This is a genomic window from Mediterraneibacter massiliensis (genome assembly GCF_001487105.1).
GTDB classification, from domain to species: Bacteria; Bacillota; Clostridia; order Lachnospirales; family Lachnospiraceae; genus Mediterraneibacter; species Mediterraneibacter massiliensis.
Genome location: NZ_LN913000.1, coordinates 407428 through 429523 on the forward strand (window position 1 = coordinate 407428; position 22096 = coordinate 429523).

The following is a 22096-nucleotide window of genomic DNA, read 5'->3' on the forward strand; positions in this document are numbered from 1 at the left end:
AACTGCTTCCGAAGGAATCTTCCACAGGAGATTTACAAAGGATTATAAGGTTCTAAGATAGTATATGCATTGGCTAGAAAAATAGTACATCAGAGAAATAGATGAAAAATGAATACAAAATAGATGGTATTTATTGAGAAATCATTGTGTTTCTAGTATAATATTCACGATATTTTTTGAGAGGTGGATTGTGTGTATAATATTGTAATTTGTGATGATGAAGAAACACTCATTGATGAGTTGAAAGAAAATCTTATAAAATATGCCGCTGAAACGAAGAAAGAGTTTTGCTTTTTTATCTATCACGACGGCAGCGAGTTATTGCAGGAATACAGGTCAGATTATGACCTGATTTTTATGGATATAAAGATGGAAAAACTAAACGGCTTAAAGACAGCGGAGGAAATTCGCAAGATGGACAGCACCGTTGGGCTTATTTTCTTAACCTCTTTGAAGAAATATGTATGGAGAGGTTATGAGTACGGTGCAGTCAATTATCTCTTAAAGCCTGTAAAATATAGCGTCTTAAAAATGGAACTTGACCGCTATTTTGCCCGCTATCAAGGGAAAGAAGAGCCGTATATGAGCTTTCAGAACGATAGCGGAAAGTATAAGGTGCTGTATAAAAATCTTTGCTATGCGGAAACCGATAAGAGAAATGTTATGCTTCATTTTGAGGGACAAAAGCAGATTATTTATAAAAATATGAAAGAAGTATCTGCCCTTCTCTTAGCACATCCGCAGTTTGCCTGTCCGCACCAGAGCTTTGTAGTCAATATGGCTTATGTGAAAAGTGTGGAGAGCTTGGAACTTGTGATGACCACAGGAGAGCATATTCCAATCAGTCAGCCGAAGCGTAAAGATTTTATGATGAAACTGACGGACTTTTGGGGGGATATGCTATAATGTGGATTTATCAATGTTTAGACATAATATCGACACTGACTGAAGTATTGGGATTATATTTGGTTAGCACATTATTTTGTAAAAACCCAAGATTTAGCACTTTTATAAATAAATGGATTATTATTGGTGGTAACTTTGCACTTGTATATGTTTTAACATGGTGTACTGAGTTAGGAGCATATAAAATTCCATTGCTTTTTATTATTTCAGTAATTATGTTAAAAATATGTTATAGAGACTCTATATATTGTTGCATCATTAGTGAAGAAGTGCGATTTATGACAGTAGTATTATTGTCCGAAGGAATAGGTCTGCTTTTAGGAAATTATCTATATGGAGAAAATATGATTCTCTGGATAGAGGGATATTCTTTATTAAGATGGGAAATATATATTATCACTTTAGTAGTACGACTTTTATCTTTTTTTGCCTTATATAGAATCTATAGAAAGTTTACAAATCAGTTTCGTGTTAAAGATTTTTTAATAATTACCATTGTTTTTATTATCGGAATGCTGAGTTATCTGTATGGTAGTGTTGGGCATTTGAATATACATAAAGTAGAAGATTTCATTTATTATATCATTACATCTTTATTACCGACACTTTTTATTCTGTTTTTTGTGTATGTACAAAATACGATACATATTAGAGAGCAAGAGCAAAAAGATAAAATGCAGATTGCACAGCTTGAACAGCAATTTGCCTACTATCAGGAAAAACTCAAAGATGAGGAAAAGGTACGCTCTGTTTATCACGATATGAAAAATCATCTGGTTGTCTTACAAAGACAAATCAACTCTCCCGAAACGGCAGAAATGGTTGAAAAGTTGCGATCGCAGGTGGTTATGTACGAGGACTATGAGCATACGGGTAACGATATTCTTGACATTATTTTGAAAGAAAAATCGGAAAAGGCAAGGGAAAAGCATATCGCCTTATCCGTAACCGCTGATCTTAATGGTGTAGACTTTATTGAACCTTTGGACATCAGTACCATTTTCGGAAACGGACTTGATAACGCCATAGAAGCGAGTGAAAAACTTCCCGAAGAACAGAGGGCAATCCTAGTGAAAGCTGGGAAAATGCAAAATTTCTTTTCTATATTGATTGAAAATAACTGCTTGCAGAGCAGCAATAACACAAAAAAACGTACAACTAAAAGTGATGATTTTCTTCATGGTTTTGGTATATCTAATATGAGAAAAGCTGCTGAAAAATACGGAGGTCAGTTGCTAACCAAATGTGAGAATGAGAAATTCATATTGAAAATCTTAATCCCAATTCCATAATAAAAATATTATTTATGAGCCTGTTGTCTCTTACGGACAGCAGGTTTTTTTGTGTACATATTAGAATTTACGCTTTCAGTATTAGAAACTGCGTCTGGTCTTGTATCTTTTATTTAACAGGATATGATGAATGTATCAGTAATATCAAGGAGGATAAAAATGATGCTGCAAGTAAATCATTTATTTAAAAGTTATCAGACTGGAAAAGTTACTTATCCAGTATTAAAAGATGTTTGTTTTGAAGTGAACAAGGGGGAATTTGTCGGAATCATGGGAGCATCCGGAAGTGGAAAGACAACGATGTTAAACTGTATTTCCTGTTTTCTTCCCTTTGATAAGGGAGAAATCCGTCTGAAAGGTACGCAGCTTTCCCAGTTGGACGAAGGACAGATTGCCAAGGTGCGTAACGAACAGTTGGGGTTCGTGTTTCAGGACTTTATGCTGTTAGATGGTCTTACGGTATTTGAAAATGTATGTGTGCCAAAAGTTATCAAAAATGAACCGTACAAACCAATGGAAAAGAAAGCCAGAGAATTGTTGAAGATGTTTGGGATTGAGCATATTGCAGATAAGTTTCCGGCAGAGATATCCGGGGGACAAAAGCAGCGAGTGGCAGTAGCACGTTCTCTTATGAACGATCCATTACTTATTTTGGCTGATGAACCTACGGGAAATCTGGATAGTCGTTCCAGCGAAGCAGTTATACAGGCATTTATCGAGGCGAAGGAGCAACTGGGAGCAACGACACTTATGGTAACACATGATACTTTTTCTGCCAGTTATTGTGACCGGGTAATCATGATGAAAGATGGCTCCGTTCACTCAGAATTGGTCAACCACGGAGATCGAAAAGCGTTTTTAGAAGATTTACTAAATGTACTCCGGGAACTGAATGGTGGTGATGATCATGACGCTGCTTAATATTCTGCAAAAAATAAAGAAATATAATAAAGGAAATTATCGTCAGTTTTCATTGTGTTTTGCAATGTCTGTAATGCTGGTGTCAGCACTTACTCTTTTTATGACTAGTCCATTTGTTATGAGCCGCCTGCCGGTAGGTGGAGATTCAAGGAAAATGTTGTACATGGTTTATGCGGTGGCGGTCATCGGATGTGTGTTGTTCACTGTTTATGCGACCAGCCTGTTTTTGAGATTTAAAAGCAGGGAGATCGGTGTGTTATTGGCATTAGGAACAGATAAGAGAACATTGACGAAAACTTTGATGAAAGAAATAGGGGGGCTGACTGTAAAAATAGCAGTTCTCAGTATTCTGGCAGGTGCATTGCTTTCATTTGGGATTGGTAAGCTCTATGAATCTATGATTCAAAGTGCAGGAGGAGACCACTTTGGCTTTTCGATTTTAGGAATCGGTATTTCCGTTTTGTTTTTTCTGATTGTAGGTGCAATGATTATGATGATGACATCACGATTTATGAAACGTGCGAATGTCATTGAAATTTTAAATGAGGAACGGCGAAACGAACCAATAAAACAACAAGTAGGGGAGAGATATCTACTGACAGGAGTTATTTGCGTAGTTGTGGGGATTTTCAGCGGTCTTGTTGTTCCGTATTTAGTATCTGTTATCTGGAAAATGAAACTGGGAGCATATATGTATGGATTTTATCTGCTGGTATTGATTGGGTTGTATAGGATCATGGTATATTCTGTGGCAGTTCATAAGCGTGGAAGAAAACCGCAGAAGTATTATAAGAATCTGATCTCCTTTGGTTTGATGAAATTTCAGGGGATTTCCGTTGTCAGAAATATGCTGATCATTACGTTGCTTTTGGCGGGAACCCTGTTTGCAGTCTTTTTTTCAGTAGCAAATTATATACAGGGTTCAATGACCGCATCAACGGAAGCGAATGACATCTCATATCAATATCTGGGTGGTGCAGATGGATTGACGGAGGAGAAGGTAAAAGACCTTGCCTCAGAATATCAGGTACAGATAGAAGATTACAGAGAAGCAGAATTTATCCGCTTATTGGGAAGTGGTGTTTGCAGAGAAAATTATGACAAAGATGGTAAGTTAATTGAGGAATACCGTGAAAAGGATTTTTATAAGAATTTCATTAGTGCTACTGTATTTTCAGAGGTAACAGGACTTAAAGTAACGGTGGAACCGGGAACATATCAGTACATCAGCAGGGAAGGAAATTCGGAAAGTTATTGGTTTTTGCCGGAGGATCTGGATAGGGCAGAAAATACGACAACCGGGAACATACAGGAGCTGATTTATGCCGGAACAGTGGAATATAGCAGTTTTTTCTGGAATCGGGGACAGGATGGAAGTGCGGCATATATTTTAAATGATACCGATTATGAGAAACTAAAAGAAGGCATTTCTGAAGAATTGACACTTCGCCATGTGTTATTTAATCTGACAGAAGAGGGAGATGCTTATGGCTTTTCTAAAAAACTATATGGAGAATATTGCAATTCTGTTCCAGATAATATGAGGGTTATGAGCAACTATGATGAGTACAGAGCATCTGTTGATAAAGACTACGAATACGGAGAAACAGTGGAATTATATCCTGACAGACCGGAAATGGAAGTAGACTGGAAGTATGCTCCGGTATTTGTTCCGCTTCAGGAAAAGATTTTCATTTTAACTTATGCTACCCTGTTATTGGTATTTGTTTTTGTGGCATTCATCTGCCTGATAGCTGCCGGAGTGATTGGTTATACAAGAAGCATGACGGTAGCCTGCAAGAGTAAGCGGGTTTTGGTGGATGTACAGAAATTGGGAGCAGACAGAAACTATTTGACGGGCATTTTAAAGATGCAGATAAAAAAGGTATTTGTACTTCCTACTATTATAGCAATCATTATAATGTTTGCGTACTATATGCTTGTTTTATGGCAGAATGATGGATGTATTAATGCTCAGGAATATCCGGTGATTCTAATAAATGCAGGAATCTGTCTGGTATTGGGTGGATATCAGTATGTGATATACAGGTGCTCGTTAAAGAAAGCGGAAGAAGTTGTATTTGATTCAAATATGAAAGTGATTCAATAAAAAGACAGGGGGAAAACTTGTGCGAGAATACAAATTGAAAATCAAAGGCGGAAGTGATTTTGTAATCGTATCTCCAAAAGTAATCGCTGCTTTAGTGAAAGAGATTTACAATACTCCTCAAAAAGAACTGTCTGTTGCTGTGGAAAGAATCATGCCAGAGGACTTCACGCAGTATTTAATGAGAGTGATCAATAGCAATCGTTATACCAATGACCAGTTTCGATTTCGTAAGATTTTAGAAGATCCGATTACCAATCAACATATCTATCAAATTCTTCAGGAACAGCTTGGTGAAATGAGGATGGATGATAATTCATGTTTTGAATATTTTGAATTGGAAAGTGTAGATGGTGAGGCTGGAATTAACATGGAATGTAGTGAAGCTTTCTTTTGGGCATGTAAAGATTGTGCAGCAAGATTTGTATATATGTTTCCGGGTGGAGGTCAGGAGCGTATCGTTGTGGAATATCTGAAAGAAAATTAATGGAGAAATCTATGAGCATAGCTAAAGAATTAGATTGAAGAACCAATCCTTGTACTGGCAAGAGGGCGACAGCAAAAAATACTGCCGCCCTTCTTTTAACGGTTTGTCCAGTAAAGAGTGTTCAGATAATATCGGATTCCAAGATATATTCCCTGTATAAATAGTAAAAGGAACAAAAGATTTATAGGCATTACTTTTTGATGGATTCTCCAAAATAAATGATGACAGCAGCACTTGTCAGTATCATCAGTAGAGTAATAACATCCCAACAGTTTTTCTTATATAATTCTATAACCTTTATTTCTGTCAGTATCACCAGAATACCGGTTCCTGCTACGCATATTCCAACAACCAATATCAGCAATAACCAATATATGATTCCGGCTATAAACGCATTGGGAATTTTTATACTAATCTGTGCCACAGATTGCCCGACATCAATCGTCCAACCTATAAAAGTTTGTATGAATGACGCTGCATCATGGAAGAATGATTTGCAATCGGAAAGAAACACATCTGACTGTACTGCCTGAAAAAGAGTGGTTGTCAGCGAATACCATGCAAGAAGGAACAAGGTTGTTTGGAATATTACCGTTTTTGCTTTATACTGTCCTGCAAGTCGCTCTTTTTGTGTTTCGTATTTCGCTTTTTCATTCTGATAGGCTGTCCGGTCACAGGCTTCACATTTTTCATAGAGTACCGGCTTTTCTACCGGTATCTCTACGATTTTCTGATGTGTCCGGGCATAATCCCGTTGTTGTGTTAAGCATCGTATTTTATCTTGACATTCCCCTATCGTGACGTTTGCGCTTCGCAGCTTCTCTTTCTCGATCTGCAATGCTCTGTCTGCCAGCTTCAAGTCGTTCTTTAATGCTTGAATATTCCCGGCTCTGTTCTCTTTGTTTAATTTCTCGTTCAAGGTCAGAGATTCGCTGAGCTGCGTCTTCAGTTCCACGATAAGCTGGTCTTTCTGTTCCAGTTCTTCTTGTATCTCCTCGGTCAAGAGCAGAAGTTCTTCCAACTGTTCGTCGTTCTTTGATTCTCTGGATTCGTTCATCTATATCACGTCCCTTCCTTATTTGCTGTTCCAGTTCAGCAATTCGGTGTTCTGTTTCAGCAATAAACTGTTTTCGCTGTTCAGCTTCTGTGCCAATTTCTGCCATTGCTGATTTTCGTTTTCCAAAAGTTCTATCTTCGTTTTCTGTTCTTCCATCTTGGAAAGCAGTTCCTCGGTATTTGGCAAAATGTTGAGCAGCTCGGATAACTCGCTGTTTAATTTTTGCAATTTCTGATTCTGTTCCTGCATAAGAGAGAGTTGGGTGTCCCAGTTCTGCATTTCCAGAATCATTTCTGTCATTAAGGTCTGCTGTTCTTCGATTTGCCCAATCATGGACTCCATTAAGGGTATAATTTCCCGGCTTTCTTCTAATGTCATTTAATCGCTCCTTCCATAATGATAATGCACCCGATACTTTTCCAAAGGTGTCCAGTATCTTTTGCAATAACGTGTTTTGTTGTTTTATGATTTGATTTTCCGCTACTTTCCACGAACCTTTTATTTCCTGCCCGATAAGAAACTTTTGTTCAATCTTTCTTGCGTCAGCACCTTCATGGATGGTAGGAATCTGGAGTTTTCCCTGTTTTTCATAAGAACGGTGATCGACCTGATTATGCAAAGGAAGATGTTCATTACACACCTTTGCCCACTCACTCCGCCATAGTTCACAATTTTTTGGATTGTTCCATCCAGTAGCATCGGTCAGCACCCGTTTCCATTGCAGGCGGTTTCTTGCACCAATCTTCTGAATTCCGTTTTCGTCTAATACAGGGATACGGATTCCATGACGGTCAGGGTTTTTCTTATCCTGCCACCAGTTCGGATGGGATTCATCAATCACGATATTTCCGTTTTTATTTCTGACAAAATCCCAATCCTTGACTTCTTTCTTTCCCCAAGAATGATCCGGGTTAAAAGGACGCATCGTCAGAAGCAGATGGACATGGGGGTTGCCATCCCCTTTATCGTGGATACTCCAATCAGCGCACATTCCTCTATCTACAAAAGTTTTTTGGATATAGTCAGTTGTATATTGAATTTGTTCCTGTCTGTTCCATTCTTTGGGAAGGGCAAATTCAAATGACCTGCCAAGTTGGGCATCCGCACTTTTTTCAATCTTCAATACCTCATTCCATAACCTCTGTTTCTGAAATGTGATTTTAAATTTTTATAAAGCAGCTTCTTTATCTGCTGACCTTTTGTATCGGACAGATTTTTGAAAGCGTTTTATATTTTCTTCTGGTACTATCTGCCATTCAGGAGGTGCGTTTTCACACATCATCAGCCGGGTGTAGACCACTTCTTTTTTAGAAGTGTAATAACTGATTCTCCCGGTTTCCTCGTTTTTCATCACATCCCCATTGAGATATGCGGAAGCGGAGATAACAGATTTTCCTTTACTTCGTCCAACTATTTTGATTGTGTAATGAAAAATCGCCATGTCTGGATTCCTCCTTTCCGCACATCCGGCATAGATTTCCGGCAACAATGCTTTCGATTTTAGAAAAGACAGCATTGCCGGAACGCCCTCTGCGTAAGAGTGCCTCCTGCGGCATGAGCAGGTCTGGCTGAAAGCCCCGCCGACGGAACGAGCCCGGCAAGCGTGAGCGCAGACCGGTTGCCATTTGTGGCAAACTTATTGGGACGACCTCTGGTTGTCCATAAGTGCGCCCTTCATGAAAAAGCAATGAAGGGAATGAAAAACTCATCCCCTCTGCCATTACACTTCCTCCATATCGGTATTTGTTTCTTTCTGCATTGCCTTTGAGAAAAATTTCCCATTGGCTTCCTGCTTTTTCAGAAAACCAATCAGCTTTGGAATGTCTTCCTCCTCAATAGGCGCACCAAGAACGGATTCCACCGCACCGCCAACCTGACAGAGCCTATGGGTTCGTTTTTTACTTTCTTCGGCTTTCTTTCGTTTCAGAAGTTCTTTCTTCTGTGCTGCATATCGTTTTGCTTTTTCAAGGCTTTCCTGTTCCTTCTTTTCCATTTCAAGCATTCGTTCTTCATAACTTTTTGTTGATTTTGCCATTATTACATTCCCCTTTCTTTTACAAACATAAGTTCTTGGTTGCGTATCAGAAGAAGCACATGGTATAATCTTCTTGCGTGTAGGTATATCATGGCTTCGGTCTGATAGAACCTTTGGCGGTTTCTTTGGAAGCCGCCTTTTTAATTTGCCACAGTTCTTGTTACAGCTTTTACATTTCCTCTATCCCTCAAATCACGACCTTCATTCGCTTCCATAAACATTTCCAGAATATCGGTTTTGATCAGCACTTTGCGACCAACCTTTAATACCGGAAGTTTCTTCCATTCTACAAGCTGTCTTAAGGTGTTTCTGCCGATTCCCGTATAGTCGGCAGCTTCTTCGATGGATAATGCAATTTTTCTTTGCGTCACATAATCACCTCCTTATAAATTGCATTATGCAATTCTTGTGATGTAAGTATATCCTTTTCATATCTTTTTGTCAAGCGTTAAGAAATATTAAAAACAAACTTTATATTGCATATTGCAATTTTGGAAAAACAATGCTATAATTCATACATACCGAAAAAGGAGGCAGTCAGCATGAAAGATAAAGAATTACGCAAGCTGATAGGGAGCAGAATAAAACAGCGCCGTCTGGAATTGAATCTGACACAGCCTTATGTCGCAGAAAAGATGGGTGTTACCGCTTCTACAATCCTGCGTTATGAGAATGGTTCGATTGACAATACGAAAAAAATGGTGCTGGAAGGTCTTTCGGAAGCACTCCATGTATCTGTGGAATGGCTCAAAGGGGAAACAGATGAATATGAAACCGACATTACGGATAAGAGAGAGTTACAGATTCGTGATGCGATGGGAGATATTCTGAAACAGTTACCGCTTGCCCTTACCAAAGAAGAAGATGCTTTTTCAAAAGATTTATTACTGCTGATGTTAAAACAATATGGTCTGTTTTTGGATTCCTTCCAGTTCGCCTGCAAAAATTTTAAGGGGAATGCTGGTCAGACGGATATTGCCAAAACAATAGGGTTTGAATCGAATGATGAATATAATGAGATTATGTTTTTAAGGGAAATCACTCACACCATCAATGCTTTTAATGAGATGGCAGACGTTGTAAGGCTCTATTCCAAGAAACCCAAAACAGCAGAACAAAGGCTTGCAAATCTTTTATCAGAAGTCTTATACGAAGATTCCGAATCGGTATAGTAAGACAACCGGAGTTATGATATACTTACACGCACGAAGCATTTCATCAGTTCCGATTGTCCAATATCGAAAGGAGACATACGATTATGGCAAAAGGATCTGTAAGAAAAAAAGGAAAGAAATGGTATTACCGCTTCTATGTAGAGGACGCAAGCGGCAATCTTGTTCAGAAAGAATGCGTTGGAACAGAAAGCAAAAGTGAAACTGAAAAGCTGCTCCGTCAGGCAATGGATGATTATGAGAAAAAGAAATTTGTTGCCAAAGCGGAAAATCTCACAGTCGGACAGCTTCTGGATGTGTGGGCAGAGGAGGAATTAAAAACAGGTACGCTCAGCAATGGTACTGTGGAGAATTACCTCGGAACAATCCGAAATATTAAGAAACACCCATTGTCAGAACGGAAATTAAAAAATGTAACCTCTGAGCATTTGCAATCCTTCTTTGATTTGCTTTCCTTCGGGGGAGTTCATCCCGACGGAAAAGAGAGAAAGGGTTACAGCAAAGATTACATCCATTCTTTTTCCGCAGTCATGCAACAGTCCTTCCGTTTTGCAGTATTTCCAAAGCAGTATATTACGTTCAATCCCATGCAGTATATTAAACTGCGGTATCAGACGGATGAAGTGGATTTGTTTTCCGATGAGGATATGGACGGAAATATCCAACCAATTTCACGAGAAGATTATGAAAGATTGCTTGCTTATCTGCAAAAAAAGAACCCAGCCGCAATACTTCCAATCCAGATAGCCTATTATGCCGGACTTCGCATTGGAGAAGCCTGCGGTTTGGCATGGCAGGACGTAAATCTGGAAGAACAATGCCTTACCATAAGACGCAGCATCCGATATGATGGCTCAAAGCGCAAATATATCATCGGACCAACCAAGCGGAAAAAAGTAAGAGTTGTTGATTTTGGAGATACACTGGTAGAGATTTTCCGTAATGCCCGGAAAGAACAGTTAAAAAATCGGATGCAGTACGGAGAACTTTATCACACGAACTACTACAAAGAGGTCAAAGAGAAAAACAGAGTGTACTACGAATATTACTGCTTAGACAGAACAGAGGAAGTCCCGGCAGATTATAAAGAAATTTCTTTCGTCTGTTTAAGACCAGATGGTTGTCTGGAACTTCCAACTACTTTGGGGACTGTTTGCAGAAAAGTGGCAAAAACATTAGAGGGATTTGAAGGCTTTCATTTTCACCAGTTACGTCACACCTATACAAGCAACCTTTTAGCAAATGGGGCTGCCCCAAAAGATGTGCAGGAACTGTTAGGACACTCAGATGTAAGTACCACAATGAATGTCTATGCTCACTCCACAAGAGATGCTAAACGAAAATCAGTTAGGCTTCTTGATAAAGTGGTAGGCAATGATTAAAAAAATTCCCTTATTTCCCTTGTGATTATCTCATAAGGGCAAAAATAAGGGAAACTACATATCATTTCACTAATGGACAGGCTGGAAAGCCTATAAAATAGGGAAAGTTAGAGAGATAATTATATAAATTCCAGTTTGTGGAATTGCTCTTTGAGAGAGGAACACCCTTTCTCAAAGAGCTTTTTTATTCACATATTCGCAAACTTGGGGAAATATCCTTTTCTTCATATAATAAAGCCAAAGGAAGGAGAGGATTTGCTATGCGTAATCTTTTGTCAGAAGTACATCCGGAGCTTATTAGAGAATGGTCAGATAAGAACCTACCGCTGACACCTGATAAGGTAACCTTTGGTTCAAATAAAAGAGTTTGGTGGAAAGGTGTTTGTGGTCACGAATGGCAGACAAGCGTTAAGGCTCGTTCAAACGGAGAGAAATGCTCGATATGTTCGGGAGCAAGAGTAGTGAAAGGAATTAACGATTTAGCAACACTGAAGCCGACCGAGGTTTCAATAGGTTCTCATAAAAAGATTGTATGGAAAGGGAAATGCGGGCACGAGTGGATAGACACTATAAAAAGCAGAGCAACATACAGTTATATTTCTGTGCGATACCTGCTGTCTGAAAGATTGAATTTTCTAATTCCTGTTTCTCTTTTGCTTTATTAAGTGTCGCTTGGTGCTGTGCCTGTCCAAAACGGTTGATGAAAATAAAATCTGTGTATCCGTCAATTGTAACTTCACAGTGAATGCCCAAATCTTTCTGTTTCTGCTTTTCAATTTCAAATGCTTCTCTTACAAAATCGAGCATAGGGACTTAAAGCGTCTGGATTATCAGCAGGAAGAAGGACTTATGAGCAGTCTTCCGCTTGGTGTAAATCATATTCCTATTAAGAGAGCGTTGACAACGACCAGTACAGCCATTTTCGTACCATTTACCACACAGGAATTATTCATGAGCGGTGATTCTTTGTATTATGGATTGAATGCTACCAGCAATAATCTGATCGTGGTAGACAGTAAGGATTATATCAATCCGCTGCCTTCCGCTTGTATATCAGAATTATTTTTCTGATCCCAAACCAGAAAATATGCCGATTCTTGGAGATTTGTATGACTGTCTCCGAAAACAGAAGGAATCCCAGGCACAAAGGATTGTTACAGCTTTGATATCAAGGAACTTGGAAAGAAAATCTACTTGGCACTATGTTGATGAATGCCATCTCCTTCTGAAAGAAGAGCAGACGGCAGCTTATTCGGTAGAGATCTTCAAGAAGTTTAGGAAGTGGGGCGGAATTACGACTGGAATCACGCAGAATATAAAGGACATCCTTTCCAGCCGGGAAATCGAAAATATTTTTGAAAATAGTGATTTTATTTTAATGTTAAATCAGGCTGCAGGTGACCGGCAGATCCTGGCAAAACAATTAAATATCTCACCGTATCAGTTATCTTATGTTACGAATTCTGGGGAAGGAGAAGGGCTTCTCTTTTATGGGATAACAATCGTTCCGTTTAAGGAAAAGTTTGATAAGTCCCTAAAGTTATATTCTCTCATGACAACAAAGCCAGAAGAAGTGAAGCAAAGGGAAAAGGAAGGGAGGATTCATTAGTCAAAATGTGATATAAAAATCAATATAAGTGTCAAATCATTACAAATGCATTGAATTAGAAGTGATTAGGCATTATAATAAAGAAAAACGGAGGTGTGAAATATGTCAAGTACAATACAAATTCGAGTCGATGATGAGTTAAAAACGAAATCCGATCAGCTTTTTAAAGATCTTGGAACAGATACAACTACAGCGATTCGGATGTTTTTAACGCAAGCTGTGGCAAATAATGGTTTTCCATTTGAAATTAAAAGAATAGTACGAAGTCCATATAGTCCTATGACGGAAGAAGAGATTTTAGAAAAACTGGAGAAATCCAGAGAGTCAGCAACAAAAGGAAATTACAAATCAGCGGAAGTGGCTGTTTCAGAACTGAGGGGAAAATATGGATTATAAGGTTGTTGTTACATCAGATGCAGAAGAAGATTTCGATAGATTTATTCAACATCTTCTCTTTGAAAAGAAAAATGAACAAGCAGCCAGAAATATTCTTGATGATTTTGAAGATACATTAAATTGCTTGAAAAATGTTGCAGGAAGTTTGTCTTTATGTGAGAACCAAAGACTTAGAGCGTTAGGTTATCATAGAATGAATTTTTTAAGACATCGATATTTTATGCTCTATAGAATCGAAGAAAATATGGTGTTCATAGATAACATATTTCATGAACTTCAAGACTACGAAAACAAAATGAAATAAAATCGAGATAACAAAATAAAGGAAAAGTGCATTCACACTTTTGGGAAAAGTCATTTACTGTAAAAATGTAAATGGCTTTTTGTTTTTCTCGATGGAAAGGAGAATATATTTTGCAGGAAAAGAATTTGCAGGAAAAGATACGGTCGTGCCCAAAATGACAAGAGACGGCCTGACAGAAGAAAATCTGGCAGATGGCTCCGTAAAAGATATCAGCCATAAAAGCCGGGGCAGACCGCCGGAAATGAAACAGGACTTTGTTTTTGACCGGGAAAAGAAGAAAGCGGAGCTGCCGGATGGACAAGGCGGGGAAGGGAACCTAAAAAGAAAGCAGATGCTTTAGATAAGGTAAACGATAGAATATGTAGAGAACTTGGACTGCATTATGATAGCAACTATAACTTGGTTATAAAAAAGTTTGAATAAATGGGTGTATCTAAAAAGGAACAAAAGTTGAAAGACTACAAATTCAGTTTGCGGAACTCAATGCCAATTAAATAATTGCTGCTTTTAAAGTAGTATTACTGAGCAGGAAGGCAGGGTGTGACGGAAGAACTGAAAGCAACGGATATGATGAGATGGATATTGTTGACAAGTAAACTTGGCGTGATTACAATTAAAGTGTGCAAAGAAAACTTGGAGCGGAGGTGCTTTTATGGAAAAAGACGAAATCTTAAATGCAAGTAGAAAAGAACATGGAAATAAAGACTTGGCTGAAATGGAAGTGATATATCAGGCAGGAAGTCATGCAGGCAGAGTGGGTGCTTTGGTGTGCTGTCTGCTTTCCTTATTATCTTCTCTGCTTGCCCATACTATGCTTTACAGTCCGTGGGTTATATACTTTAGTATTCTTGCAACACAATGGTTAGTTCGTTTTATCAAAATGAAGCGAAAGAGTGATTTGGTATTAACCATTACGTTTTTAATTCTTTCCATTTTGGCATTTGTTGGATTTATTTACCGAATTTTAGAGGGAAGTATATGAAAGAACAATTACACCTGAAAAATCACTTAAAGGAAGTTCGTACTGAGGCAAATCTTTCTCAAGCTCAGCTTGCAGAAATGGTAGGAGTATCAAGAAATACCATTAGTTCTATCGAAACTGGACAGTTCAATCCAACAGCAAAGTTGGCATTGGTTTTATGTATTGCTTTAGACAAGAAGTTCGAGGAACTGTTCTATTTTTAGGAGGTAATTATGGAGAACATTATGTTATTGATTTTAGGAGTATTCATATCTGTTATAGGAATTGTAAATATAAAAGGAAATATTAGCACAATTCATTCTTACAACAGGCGAAAAGTAAAAGAAGAAGATATACCAAAGTATGGAAAAACGATTGGAATCGGAACACTGATTATAGGAATATCTCTTGTGTTAGGTTTTATCGCTTCGTTTTGGAGCGGAGAAATTATGGGCTTTATCATTCTGCCAGCGGTTATTGTCGGATTGGGGTTGATGCTTTATGGGCAATTCAAATATAACAAGGGTATTTTTTGAGCAGTAGATATAAAATTATATTAGACAAAAAGCAGCATAGAAATGCGGTGTTTTTTATTTTCAGACGGAAAGGAGAGCGAAAAATCATGAAGCAAACAAAATGGTAAGATCCAAAGAAGATTATACGGAACTGACTGCACTTGCAAAGGAAGGAATCTCGAGCCGAGCAGGGTTTAAAAAACTGAGAGGAAGCGGACGGTTATAATAGAAAATCAGTTATATAAAATGGAATTCTAAATTTAATCTTACCGCATATTTTTTACTTTTCCTCATGGTCATGAGGATTTTTTGCTTAAATCCTATCTATATGAACCATTCTGCTTTTTGGCTTTCTACAAGAGTATAGCAGAGGTGATCATACAGCAGGAATCCATTCCCATCATCTTACGTGGCGGGAGGCTTATGATTGCAACTTCAATTCATTTTACATGGATAAAGTCTATATCCATACATCTCACCACTTGTAACTTTTTCACATTCAAAAATTGCTGTATCGGGAGAAAAAGCAGCATATTTTTTTGAATAATTGATATCTTCATATGGATAAATTAGCAATGGCGTTAGTGCTGTATAAGCATTTTTGAATATTTCATCATACACCACTTCATTGTTTAAAACAAAAATCATTCCTGAAGTTAAATCAAGGGAACCTTCATATCGCACCCCTATTGCTTCTTCAATCTCTTTTTGGGTAATAGGATATCTAAAAATCAGTAATGTATCCCATTCAAACTGTGTAAAATCAGATATTTTTACACAAGTTTTTTCCTGCATATTTTCATCTAAATATGAAAATATGTCCTTTTGTAACGACACATTTTGACTTTTACATCCCCCCAAAATAGTTACTAACATAATAAATAGCATACTATTTTTATTGACTTTTTAAACATTTTGCTGCCTCCTTAAACCTCATTGCTAGAGAGTTGACGGGTTATTTTTTAAATGATATTGCTTTATATTTGTAAATTCCTCGCTGCTTGATGAAAGGACATTCCATTATTTGAATACCAAGTTCTTGTGCAATGAGATAAGGGGTACGAGTTCCACATCGTCTGCATATTTGCTTGGATTTTATCAGTATGATACATTTTACAGAAACTAGTTTTATATTAGCTTTTTTACGGGGCTTAAATACATCAGCTTCTGTAATTGAAATCGTAAATCTGTTGGACAAAGTCCTTGGAATGAAAACATTCAGTCATTTGTTTCCGGTTATTCTGACAGATAATTATTTCTGAACGTATTATACCATATCGAAATACGAATGAAAATCTGAGGATCTTGGTACAGATACAACTACAGCAATTAGGATGTTTTTAACACAAGCTGTGGCGAATGACGGTTTTCCATTGGAAACCAAAAGAATAGAGGAAATGAATTTTTAAAGAGAGCAATGATATGATAGAAAAAGGTTATAAAATGACAGAAAAAGGTTATAAGATGACAGAAAAAGGTTATAAGATGACAGAAAAAGGGGTTTGTTGTCTTGCTTATAGCAATGCAGTATAATATAATAGACGTAGAAAAAGCGAAAAATACGGGAGGGATAACCATGAGGCTGGTCAAAGGGGTAACTGCGGGATTTCTTACGCTGACTATGGCGTTAAGTTTGATGCCGCAGATTGTATTTGCCGAAGAAACAACGGATTCTCATCTTCAATATGATGTGACACAAGAGAGCAGTGGAGAAAAAACAGAAGAGTATGATGTGACACAAGAGGGCGGAGAAACAGATCCGGAAGAGCAGGATGTGACGCAAGAGAGCAGTGAAGAAAAAGCAGAGGCTTTGAAATCTGAAGCGATTGGAACGGAGGAAAAGGCTCAGAATCCGCCTGTTGCATATTCTGCAAAAGTAAATACGGCTGCTTCTTGGGGCGATTTGAAAACGGCGATTGAAGGAGCCTCTGTCGATACGACGATTTCAATCAGTGGAAGGATCGTAAAGAGTTCGTCAGATGAAAGAATTACGATTCCGGCCGGCGTAGAAATTACTTTGGCAGGAACAGACGCGGTAATCGTGCGTCCGTCAACATCTGACGTGGGAGAATTTTATGTTGGTGACAATGGGCGATTAACATTGCAGGGAAATTATGTAATAGAAGCAGACATGTATGACCAAGGAAAAGGTACATTAGCTCATGCAAATTTTGTTGAAGTGAGTGAAAATGGGATATTTTCGCTAGACGGCAGTTTGAAAGCCAATACTTCAGATGGCTTTTTTAATGGAAGATATGGCGTAAAAGGTTTGATATATTGCCAAGGTCAAATGCGGATGTCAGAGCAGGCATCTATATCAGGTTGGACGGTTTATGATACAACATCGAGGGCAGACAGCAGAAATGCTGCCGTTGTACTTGATGGCGCCAAAGCAAGCTTTGTCATGGATGGCGGCGAGATCACCGGTAATTATAATGTAGGCTCAAATGCTGTTGCAGGAGCTGCCGTTCAAGTTCATAATGGGGCATCTTTTGTTATGAACAATGGAAATATCCATGATAATGGAGTGATCGCTAAACCCAAAGATAATGTACATTATGGCGCCGGGGTTTTTGTATATGGAGAAAACAGTTCTTTTAAAATGACAGGAGGAGCGATCCAAAGTAATGATGGTATGGTTGGCGCCGGAGTGTATGTCTATGGTTCTTTAAATGGAAAAGCTTCCTTTGAGATGACGGGCGGAAAAATTGATGATAACAGTATCACAAACGTAGGAAAATATGCTTGTGACGGCGGCGGTATCTATGCAAAGTATGCCAAGGTTGATATTTTGGGAAAAGAGAATGCAAAAATAAGCATTTCAAATAATGGAACAAAAGATTTCGGTACGGAATATAATTCTGCACAAAGCAGTGGAGGCGGAATTTATGCAGAAAAAAGTACAGTAAATTTAAATTATGTTGTAATTGATCATAACACTGCATGCGGAAACAATACCCAGGGAGGAGCCGGAATCTGGACAAAAGACAGCGATGTTACCATTAAGGGAGGAAGTATTTCAAACAACCAAGGCGGGAAATATAATCAAAACGTGTATGGAGGCGCATTAAGAATCGAAGGAACTGGAAATGTGCGTGTAGAAGCTGTGACCTTTGAGAATAATCGGGTTTCTCCTGAATCGGATTATCAATGGAATGTCGGGCACGGCGGGGCGATCATGATGAATGGTGAAGATACACTTGTGCTTCAAGATTGTGTCATAAAAGGAAATCATGCAAGTGGTTCCGGCGGCGGTATCTATGCAAATCAAGGCGTGACAGAAATAAAAGGCAGTACGGTGATCGAAGGGAATACCTGCAACAGTAAAGGTTTATGATCAAGTACAGATTGATAAAGAGAATACAGTAGGTTTGGAAAGTGACAGGAATGGAACAGCAGTTCTTACTATGGCAAATGCATATACGGGAATCAGTGAAGAATATCCGGTTGCTATAGAAAGTATGAGCCAAGATGTCGAACAACTTCCAGACACAAAAGGGACACCGTTGGTTGCCTTTTTAGATGAAGCAGGAGGCGAGCAAGGCGCGGCATATGCAGACGAGCATCACCATTTTATCGTAAGTTCTTATATGCCTGCGACATTACATATCGGTCGAAGTGAAGAAAATAAAAATATTTTAACTTATGTTGCAAACCGTGCTCCGGTAATTTACGCGGAAGATAAGACTGTTGCGGTGGGAGATACGTTTAAACCGTTGGAAGGCGTATCGGCAAAAGACGCAGAAGACGGAGATCTTACGTCAGCAATAGAAATTGTGGAGAATGAGGTGGACACAAGCAGATCCGGGGTTTATAAAGTAACATACCAGGTGACAGACAGTAATGGTGTTTCTGTGACGAAGACGATCAAAGTTACTGTAAAAGAAAAAGGTACGTCGACAGTTCCAAATGATCCGGATAAACCAAACAAACCAAATGGGCAGAATACAGCAAATACACCGGGCGATAATAAAATCGAAGCTGCGGGAAGTGTAGCAACGGGGGATCATGCTAATATGACGGTTTGGATCGTGTTACTGGCTATTTCTGGTGTCGGAGCATTTAGTATATATAGAAGAAAACGAAAATCAAATTAATAATATCTTATAAGGACAGCGGTCTAAATATGGGCGCTGTTCTTTTTTAATAGGGGTCGGATAGACCCAGTTGAGTACGTTGGAGTTTCTCAACAGAGAAACGGAAACGTGCGAAATATAATCCACCTGCTATGCGGGTGCGCGACGTTAGTTATACAAAAAATCACCTTTCCTTTATAATAGAGGTGTTCAGGCCACTATTAAAGAAAGGAAAGGTGATTTCAATGGCAAAGCAAACGAATTCGCTCGCACATACGAAGTGGATGTGTAAGTATCACATCGTCTTCACCCCCAAGTATAGAAGAAAAGTTGTTTATAATCAATACAAAAATGATTTGCGGGATATATTGAAACAATTGTGCAGTTACAAAGGAGTGGAGATATTGGAAGGGCATCTGATGTCAGACCATGTGCATATGCTGGTAAGTATACCGCCGAAAATCAGTGTATCATCATTTATGGGATACTTGAAAGGAAAAAGTGCGCTGATGATGTTTGACAGACACGCAAATTTAAAGTATAAGTTTGGGAATCGTCATTTCTGGTCGGAAGGATACTATGTGAGCACAGTCGGATTAAATGAAGCCGCGATAAAGAAGTATATACAAGAACAGGAAAAAGCGGATATTATGCAAGACAAACTCAGTGTGAAAGAATATGAAGACCCTTTTAAGGGTCAAGGCTGAGTAGTACAAACACCCCTTTAGGGGCAGCGACGAGTCAATAGCAATGTGGCTTGAACGGAGCCGTGGGAAGGCTACAAAGGGTAGACTTCCCATGGCGTAAAAAGAGAAAGCCAGCGCCTTGAGGCGCGGCCAAGTAGGGCGGGCTTAGAGCCCGCGTCCCGAGCCACCTGTTTTACGGGTGGGGGCGACTCTATGTATTTATGTAAAGTTGCAAAAAATAACCAACATTTTTGTTGAAATGGAAAGTGACAGATTGACTGAATTTTTGTTTAAAAATGTAATTAAAGGGATTGTTTGTGTAAAAGAAGGGATTTTTATACCCCACCTATAGATTTAGAATGTAACCATCAAAGAAAACAGAGCATAATTTTTTGAAAAATGGAGGAGATCATAATGAAGGGATTTCATACAGGAGATGGTTACATGGGACTGGTAGAGGGCAGATATATCTTATTTGCCAGCGAAGCGGATTACTATGATTATATGAACGATCGATAAGATTGTGAGTTGAGAAAGATCTGGAATTATCTGAGAAGGTTCGGGTGCGTGAGATTGTAGAAACGAAAGGAGAAACAAGATGAGAAAAGTATTTATCACACTGACAGGAACGAAATACTATTACGGAGCTGATTTTCTGAAAAAAGGAATGAAAATTAAATTGGAGAAAGAGCCGGACAATAAGTATGATAAAGAAGCGATTAAAGTGATGTATGACGGGCTTGGAAAGATTGGATATGTGGCGAATAGTTCCTATACAGTCATCGGTGAATCGATGAGCGCCGGCCGCCTGTATGATAAAATTGCAGATACTGCGTATGCAAAAGTGGTATTGGTCACAACGTCAGGGATTCTTTGCAAAGTTTGTAAAAAGAGTTTCAAGGACGGACAGGATCTACAATTGGCATAAAGCAGCCGAGCGATCACGTTTCCTTCCATATATGTCCGAAATGTCAGCACGTGCATAGAGGAGTATACATAGATGTAGCTCTTAACTCATACATTTCTTGTATTTGAATTTTATGTAAAGTATAATGTGAGAAAGGGAGTTTCGGAAAAATGCAAAAGATTTTTGTGAAGTAGAGTACCCGAAGAAGATACTGTCCCTACAGAATGAATATACGAGAAGATGAAGGGAGTCAAACACGATGCCCAAGGGAACAAATCAGAAATTTAAGTTATATCGGTTGGCACAGATCATGCAGGAAAATACAGATGATGAACATTATATCACGATGCCGGAAATTAAGGCGGCTTTGGAGGAATATGATGTGACAGCAGACCGAAAGAGTATTTATGCGGATCTGCGAGATTTGCAAGCTCTGGGGGTAGAAGTAGAAGGGGAGTCTGTCGGAAACCGTTATCATTATCATGTAGTGAGCCGCCTGTTTGAATTGCCGGAACTAAAACTTCTGGTGGATGCGATCCAGTCTTCTAAATTCATCACAGAAAAGAAAACGAATGCCTTGATCAAAAAGCTGGAAAAGCTTGTCAGTAAGTATGACGCGCAGAAGCTGCAGAGACAGGTGTATGTATCCGGCAGGATCAAGACGATGAATGAAAGTATCTATTATATAGTGGACGCGATCCATAATGCTATATCGGAGAATAAGAAGATAAAATTCCAGTATTATCAGTGGAATGTAAAAAAGGAAATGGAACTTAGGCATGGCGGGGCATGGTATCATATCAGTCCGTGGGGACTTTCCTGGGATGATGAAAATTATTATCTGGTCGGATATGATACAGAGGCAGAGAAGATTAAACATTACCGGGTGGATAAGATGCTCCATATCAGGATGTCAGACGAAGCAAGGGAAGGCAGAGAACATTTTAAAAAATTAGATATGGCGGATTATGCCAAGAAAAGTTTTGGCATGTTCGGCGGAAAAGAACAGACTGTAAAACTTCTGGTGGATAATGCGCTGGCAGGAGTTATCATCGATAGGTTTGGCAAAGAGGTTATGTTGATACCGGCAGATGAAGAACATTTTACTGTCAATGTACATGTCCATGTCAGCAGGCAGTTCCTGGGATGGGTGTTTTCGCTTGGAAAGAACGTCAAGATCATCGGGCCCGATGAGGTAGTGGAACAGATGAGACAGGAGGTTCAAAGATTAACAGAACAGTATAGTTGTTGACATGGCTCTCTGCGAAAAAGGATAAGGGGCA

The 22096-nt window shown here is 38.8% G+C and carries 23 protein-coding genes and 6 pseudogenes; 22 read left to right on the top strand and 7 right to left on the bottom strand.

The features are described from left to right. The first annotated feature begins 192 nt into the window (after positions 1-192). The 5 genes from BN3282_RS02670 (at position 193) to BN3282_RS02690 (ending at position 5713) form a co-directional block, all read left to right on the top strand. The gene (locus tag BN3282_RS02670; protein ID WP_059066578.1) at positions 193-906 is read left to right on the top strand and encodes a LytR/AlgR family response regulator transcription factor; all 714 of its coding nucleotides are present in this window, start codon (positions 193-195) and stop codon (positions 904-906) included. Further along, positions 906-2198, top strand: coding sequence for a sensor histidine kinase (locus tag BN3282_RS02675; protein ID WP_082667434.1), 1293 nt, complete (start codon positions 906-908; stop codon positions 2196-2198). Before BN3282_RS02670 ends, BN3282_RS02675 begins: the two co-directional genes overlap by 1 nt. Before the next feature lie 162 nt (positions 2199-2360). Beyond that, complete coding sequence (locus tag BN3282_RS02680) at positions 2361-3119, top strand: ABC transporter ATP-binding protein (RefSeq protein WP_059066870.1); 759 nt, start codon at positions 2361-2363, stop codon at positions 3117-3119. Beyond that, positions 3106-5229: an FtsX-like permease family protein gene (locus BN3282_RS02685; protein WP_059066580.1), complete on the top strand. Its 2124-nt coding sequence runs from the start codon at positions 3106-3108 to the stop codon at positions 5227-5229. The genes BN3282_RS02680 and BN3282_RS02685 overlap by 14 nt, the downstream gene beginning before the upstream one ends. Before the next feature lie 19 nt (positions 5230-5248). Continuing rightward, complete coding sequence (locus BN3282_RS02690) at positions 5249-5713, top strand: hypothetical protein (RefSeq protein ID WP_059066581.1); 465 nt, start codon at positions 5249-5251, stop codon at positions 5711-5713. A 95-nt stretch (positions 5714-5808) separates the two neighbouring features. Here the strand turns inward: BN3282_RS02690 and BN3282_RS02695 are convergent. The 5 genes and pseudogenes from BN3282_RS02695 to BN3282_RS02710 form a co-directional block, all read right to left on the bottom strand. Then, positions 5809-6572: pseudogene (locus BN3282_RS02695) on the bottom strand (DUF6040 family protein). After that, positions 6490-8211, bottom strand: a pseudogene (locus BN3282_RS02700) (MobA/MobL family protein). Before BN3282_RS02700 ends, BN3282_RS02695 begins: the two co-directional pseudogenes overlap by 83 nt. Beyond that, entirely contained in the window at positions 8168-8491 is a 324-nt protein-coding gene (locus BN3282_RS14545; protein ID WP_118977221.1) for a hypothetical protein, read from the bottom strand. Before BN3282_RS14545 ends, BN3282_RS02700 begins: the two are co-directional and overlap by 44 nt. After that, the gene (locus tag BN3282_RS02705; protein WP_006859028.1) at positions 8491-8805 is read right to left on the bottom strand and encodes a hypothetical protein; all 315 of its coding nucleotides are present in this window, start codon (positions 8803-8805) and stop codon (positions 8491-8493) included. The genes BN3282_RS14545 and BN3282_RS02705 overlap by 1 nt, the downstream gene beginning before the upstream one ends. Before the next feature lie 140 nt (positions 8806-8945). Next, entirely contained in the window at positions 8946-9176 is a 231-nt protein-coding gene (locus tag BN3282_RS02710) for a helix-turn-helix domain-containing protein (RefSeq protein ID WP_008704241.1), read from the bottom strand. Positions 9177-9347: 171 nt separating this feature from the next. Between BN3282_RS02710 and BN3282_RS02715 the strand changes: the two genes are divergently transcribed. The 3 genes and pseudogenes from BN3282_RS02715 to BN3282_RS14550 form a co-directional block, all read left to right on the top strand. After that, positions 9348-9977 (top strand): helix-turn-helix domain-containing protein, encoded by a 630-nt coding sequence (locus BN3282_RS02715; RefSeq protein ID WP_059066582.1) that lies wholly within the window; start codon positions 9348-9350, stop codon positions 9975-9977. An 86-nt stretch (positions 9978-10063) separates the two neighbouring features. Beyond that, positions 10064-11359, top strand: a complete 1296-nt coding sequence (locus BN3282_RS02720; protein ID WP_059066583.1) for a tyrosine-type recombinase/integrase — start codon at positions 10064-10066, stop codon at positions 11357-11359. A gap of 260 nt (positions 11360-11619) precedes the next feature. Beyond that, positions 11620-11895, top strand: a pseudogene (locus tag BN3282_RS14550) (zinc-ribbon domain-containing protein); the annotation flags it as partial. A 31-nt stretch (positions 11896-11926) separates the two neighbouring features. Here BN3282_RS14550 and BN3282_RS15635 read toward each other — a convergent pair. Beyond that, positions 11927-12166: a hypothetical protein gene (locus BN3282_RS15635; RefSeq protein ID WP_059066584.1), complete on the bottom strand. Its 240-nt coding sequence runs from the start codon at positions 12164-12166 to the stop codon at positions 11927-11929. Positions 12167-12172: 6 nt separating this feature from the next. Here BN3282_RS15635 and BN3282_RS02735 point away from each other — a divergent pair. The 7 genes and pseudogenes from BN3282_RS02735 to BN3282_RS02765 all read left to right on the top strand — a co-directional run. Further along, positions 12173-12968: pseudogene (locus BN3282_RS02735) on the top strand (hypothetical protein); the annotation flags it as partial. 102 nt (positions 12969-13070) lie between these two features. Beyond that, entirely contained in the window at positions 13071-13364 is a 294-nt protein-coding gene (locus BN3282_RS02740) for a type II toxin-antitoxin system RelB/DinJ family antitoxin (RefSeq protein ID WP_059066587.1), read from the top strand. Then, positions 13354-13668 (top strand): type II toxin-antitoxin system RelE/ParE family toxin, encoded by a 315-nt coding sequence (locus tag BN3282_RS02745; RefSeq protein WP_059066588.1) that lies wholly within the window; start codon positions 13354-13356, stop codon positions 13666-13668. Before BN3282_RS02740 ends, BN3282_RS02745 begins: the two co-directional genes overlap by 11 nt. 91 nt (positions 13669-13759) lie before the next feature. Further along, entirely contained in the window at positions 13760-14008 is a 249-nt protein-coding gene (locus tag BN3282_RS02750) for a hypothetical protein (RefSeq protein WP_242866578.1), read from the top strand. A 312-nt stretch (positions 14009-14320) separates the two neighbouring features. Next, positions 14321-14650, top strand: a complete 330-nt coding sequence (locus BN3282_RS02755) for a DUF6442 family protein (protein ID WP_059066590.1) — start codon at positions 14321-14323, stop codon at positions 14648-14650. After that, positions 14647-14853 carry a helix-turn-helix transcriptional regulator gene (locus BN3282_RS02760; RefSeq protein ID WP_059066591.1) on the top strand — a complete coding sequence of 69 codons (207 nt, stop codon included), beginning with the start codon at positions 14647-14649 and terminating at the stop codon, positions 14851-14853. The genes BN3282_RS02755 and BN3282_RS02760 overlap by 4 nt, the downstream gene beginning before the upstream one ends. 9 nt (positions 14854-14862) lie before the next feature. Next, on the top strand, positions 14863-15165 hold the full coding sequence (locus BN3282_RS02765) for a hypothetical protein (protein ID WP_059066592.1): 303 nt from the start codon (positions 14863-14865) through the stop codon (positions 15163-15165). Positions 15166-15579: 414 nt separating this feature from the next. Here BN3282_RS02765 and BN3282_RS02770 read toward each other — a convergent pair whose 3' ends face one another. Next, positions 15580-16020, bottom strand: a complete 441-nt coding sequence (locus BN3282_RS02770) for a hypothetical protein (protein WP_154821478.1) — start codon at positions 16018-16020, stop codon at positions 15580-15582. A 230-nt stretch (positions 16021-16250) separates the two neighbouring features. On the opposite strand from BN3282_RS02770, the pseudogene BN3282_RS15175 reads away from it, so the two are divergent. The 7 genes and pseudogenes from BN3282_RS15175 to BN3282_RS02795 all read left to right on the top strand — a co-directional run. Continuing rightward, positions 16251-16397: pseudogene (locus tag BN3282_RS15175) on the top strand (IS30 family transposase); the annotation flags it as partial. Between the two features lie 45 nt (positions 16398-16442). After that, positions 16443-16532 (top strand): annotated as a pseudogene (locus tag BN3282_RS15540) (type II toxin-antitoxin system RelB/DinJ family antitoxin); the annotation flags it as partial. 188 nt (positions 16533-16720) lie between these two features. Then, complete coding sequence (locus BN3282_RS02775; RefSeq protein ID WP_059066594.1) at positions 16721-18481, top strand: right-handed parallel beta-helix repeat-containing protein; 1761 nt, start codon at positions 16721-16723, stop codon at positions 18479-18481. A 34-nt stretch (positions 18482-18515) separates the two neighbouring features. Further along, positions 18516-19241, top strand: coding sequence for an immunoglobulin-like domain-containing protein (locus BN3282_RS02780; protein WP_059066595.1), 726 nt, complete (start codon positions 18516-18518; stop codon positions 19239-19241). A gap of 224 nt (positions 19242-19465) precedes the next feature. Beyond that, the gene (gene tnpA, locus BN3282_RS02785; protein WP_059066596.1) at positions 19466-19927 is read left to right on the top strand and encodes an IS200/IS605 family transposase; all 462 of its coding nucleotides are present in this window, start codon (positions 19466-19468) and stop codon (positions 19925-19927) included. A gap of 577 nt (positions 19928-20504) precedes the next feature. Then, on the top strand, positions 20505-20834 hold the full coding sequence (locus tag BN3282_RS02790; RefSeq protein WP_059066597.1) for an HIRAN domain-containing protein: 330 nt from the start codon (positions 20505-20507) through the stop codon (positions 20832-20834). A gap of 238 nt (positions 20835-21072) precedes the next feature. After that, positions 21073-22065, top strand: coding sequence for a helix-turn-helix transcriptional regulator (locus tag BN3282_RS02795; RefSeq protein WP_059066598.1), 993 nt, complete (start codon positions 21073-21075; stop codon positions 22063-22065). Positions 22066-22096: the final 31 nt, after the last annotated feature.

What these genes read in the sequence shown, in the direction of transcription:
- BN3282_RS02790 (WP_059066597.1), top strand. Translation starts at nt 20,505, where the DNA reads ATGAGAAAAGTATTTATCACACTGACAGGAACGAAATACTATTACGGA.
- BN3282_RS02760 (WP_059066591.1), top strand. Translation starts at nt 14,647, where the DNA reads ATGAAAGAACAATTACACCTGAAAAATCACTTAAAGGAAGTTCGTACT.
- BN3282_RS02745 (WP_059066588.1), top strand. Translation starts at nt 13,354, where the DNA reads ATGGATTATAAGGTTGTTGTTACATCAGATGCAGAAGAAGATTTCGAT.
- BN3282_RS02770 (WP_154821478.1), bottom strand. Translation starts at nt 16,020, where the DNA reads ATGTTAGTAACTATTTTGGGGGGATGTAAAAGTCAAAATGTGTCGTTA.
- BN3282_RS15635 (WP_059066584.1), bottom strand. Translation starts at nt 12,166, where the DNA reads ATGCTCGATTTTGTAAGAGAAGCATTTGAAATTGAAAAGCAGAAACAG.
- BN3282_RS02795 (WP_059066598.1), top strand. Translation starts at nt 21,073, where the DNA reads ATGCCCAAGGGAACAAATCAGAAATTTAAGTTATATCGGTTGGCACAG.
- tnpA (WP_059066596.1), top strand. Translation starts at nt 19,466, where the DNA reads ATGGCAAAGCAAACGAATTCGCTCGCACATACGAAGTGGATGTGTAAG.
- BN3282_RS02685 (WP_059066580.1), top strand. Translation starts at nt 3,106, where the DNA reads ATGACGCTGCTTAATATTCTGCAAAAAATAAAGAAATATAATAAAGGA.
- BN3282_RS02705 (WP_006859028.1), bottom strand. Translation starts at nt 8,805, where the DNA reads ATGGCAAAATCAACAAAAAGTTATGAAGAACGAATGCTTGAAATGGAA.
- BN3282_RS02720 (WP_059066583.1), top strand. Translation starts at nt 10,064, where the DNA reads ATGGCAAAAGGATCTGTAAGAAAAAAAGGAAAGAAATGGTATTACCGC.
- BN3282_RS02755 (WP_059066590.1), top strand. Translation starts at nt 14,321, where the DNA reads ATGGAAAAAGACGAAATCTTAAATGCAAGTAGAAAAGAACATGGAAAT.
- BN3282_RS14545 (WP_118977221.1), bottom strand. Translation starts at nt 8,491, where the DNA reads ATGGCAGAGGGGATGAGTTTTTCATTCCCTTCATTGCTTTTTCATGAA.
- BN3282_RS02740 (WP_059066587.1), top strand. Translation starts at nt 13,071, where the DNA reads ATGTCAAGTACAATACAAATTCGAGTCGATGATGAGTTAAAAACGAAA.
- BN3282_RS02715 (WP_059066582.1), top strand. Translation starts at nt 9,348, where the DNA reads ATGAAAGATAAAGAATTACGCAAGCTGATAGGGAGCAGAATAAAACAG.
- BN3282_RS02775 (WP_059066594.1), top strand. Translation starts at nt 16,721, where the DNA reads ATGAGGCTGGTCAAAGGGGTAACTGCGGGATTTCTTACGCTGACTATG.
- BN3282_RS02675 (WP_082667434.1), top strand. Translation starts at nt 906, where the DNA reads ATGTGGATTTATCAATGTTTAGACATAATATCGACACTGACTGAAGTA.
- BN3282_RS02680 (WP_059066870.1), top strand. Translation starts at nt 2,361, where the DNA reads ATGCTGCAAGTAAATCATTTATTTAAAAGTTATCAGACTGGAAAAGTT.
- BN3282_RS02765 (WP_059066592.1), top strand. Translation starts at nt 14,863, where the DNA reads ATGGAGAACATTATGTTATTGATTTTAGGAGTATTCATATCTGTTATA.
- BN3282_RS02750 (WP_242866578.1), top strand. Translation starts at nt 13,760, where the DNA reads ATGGAAAGGAGAATATATTTTGCAGGAAAAGAATTTGCAGGAAAAGAT.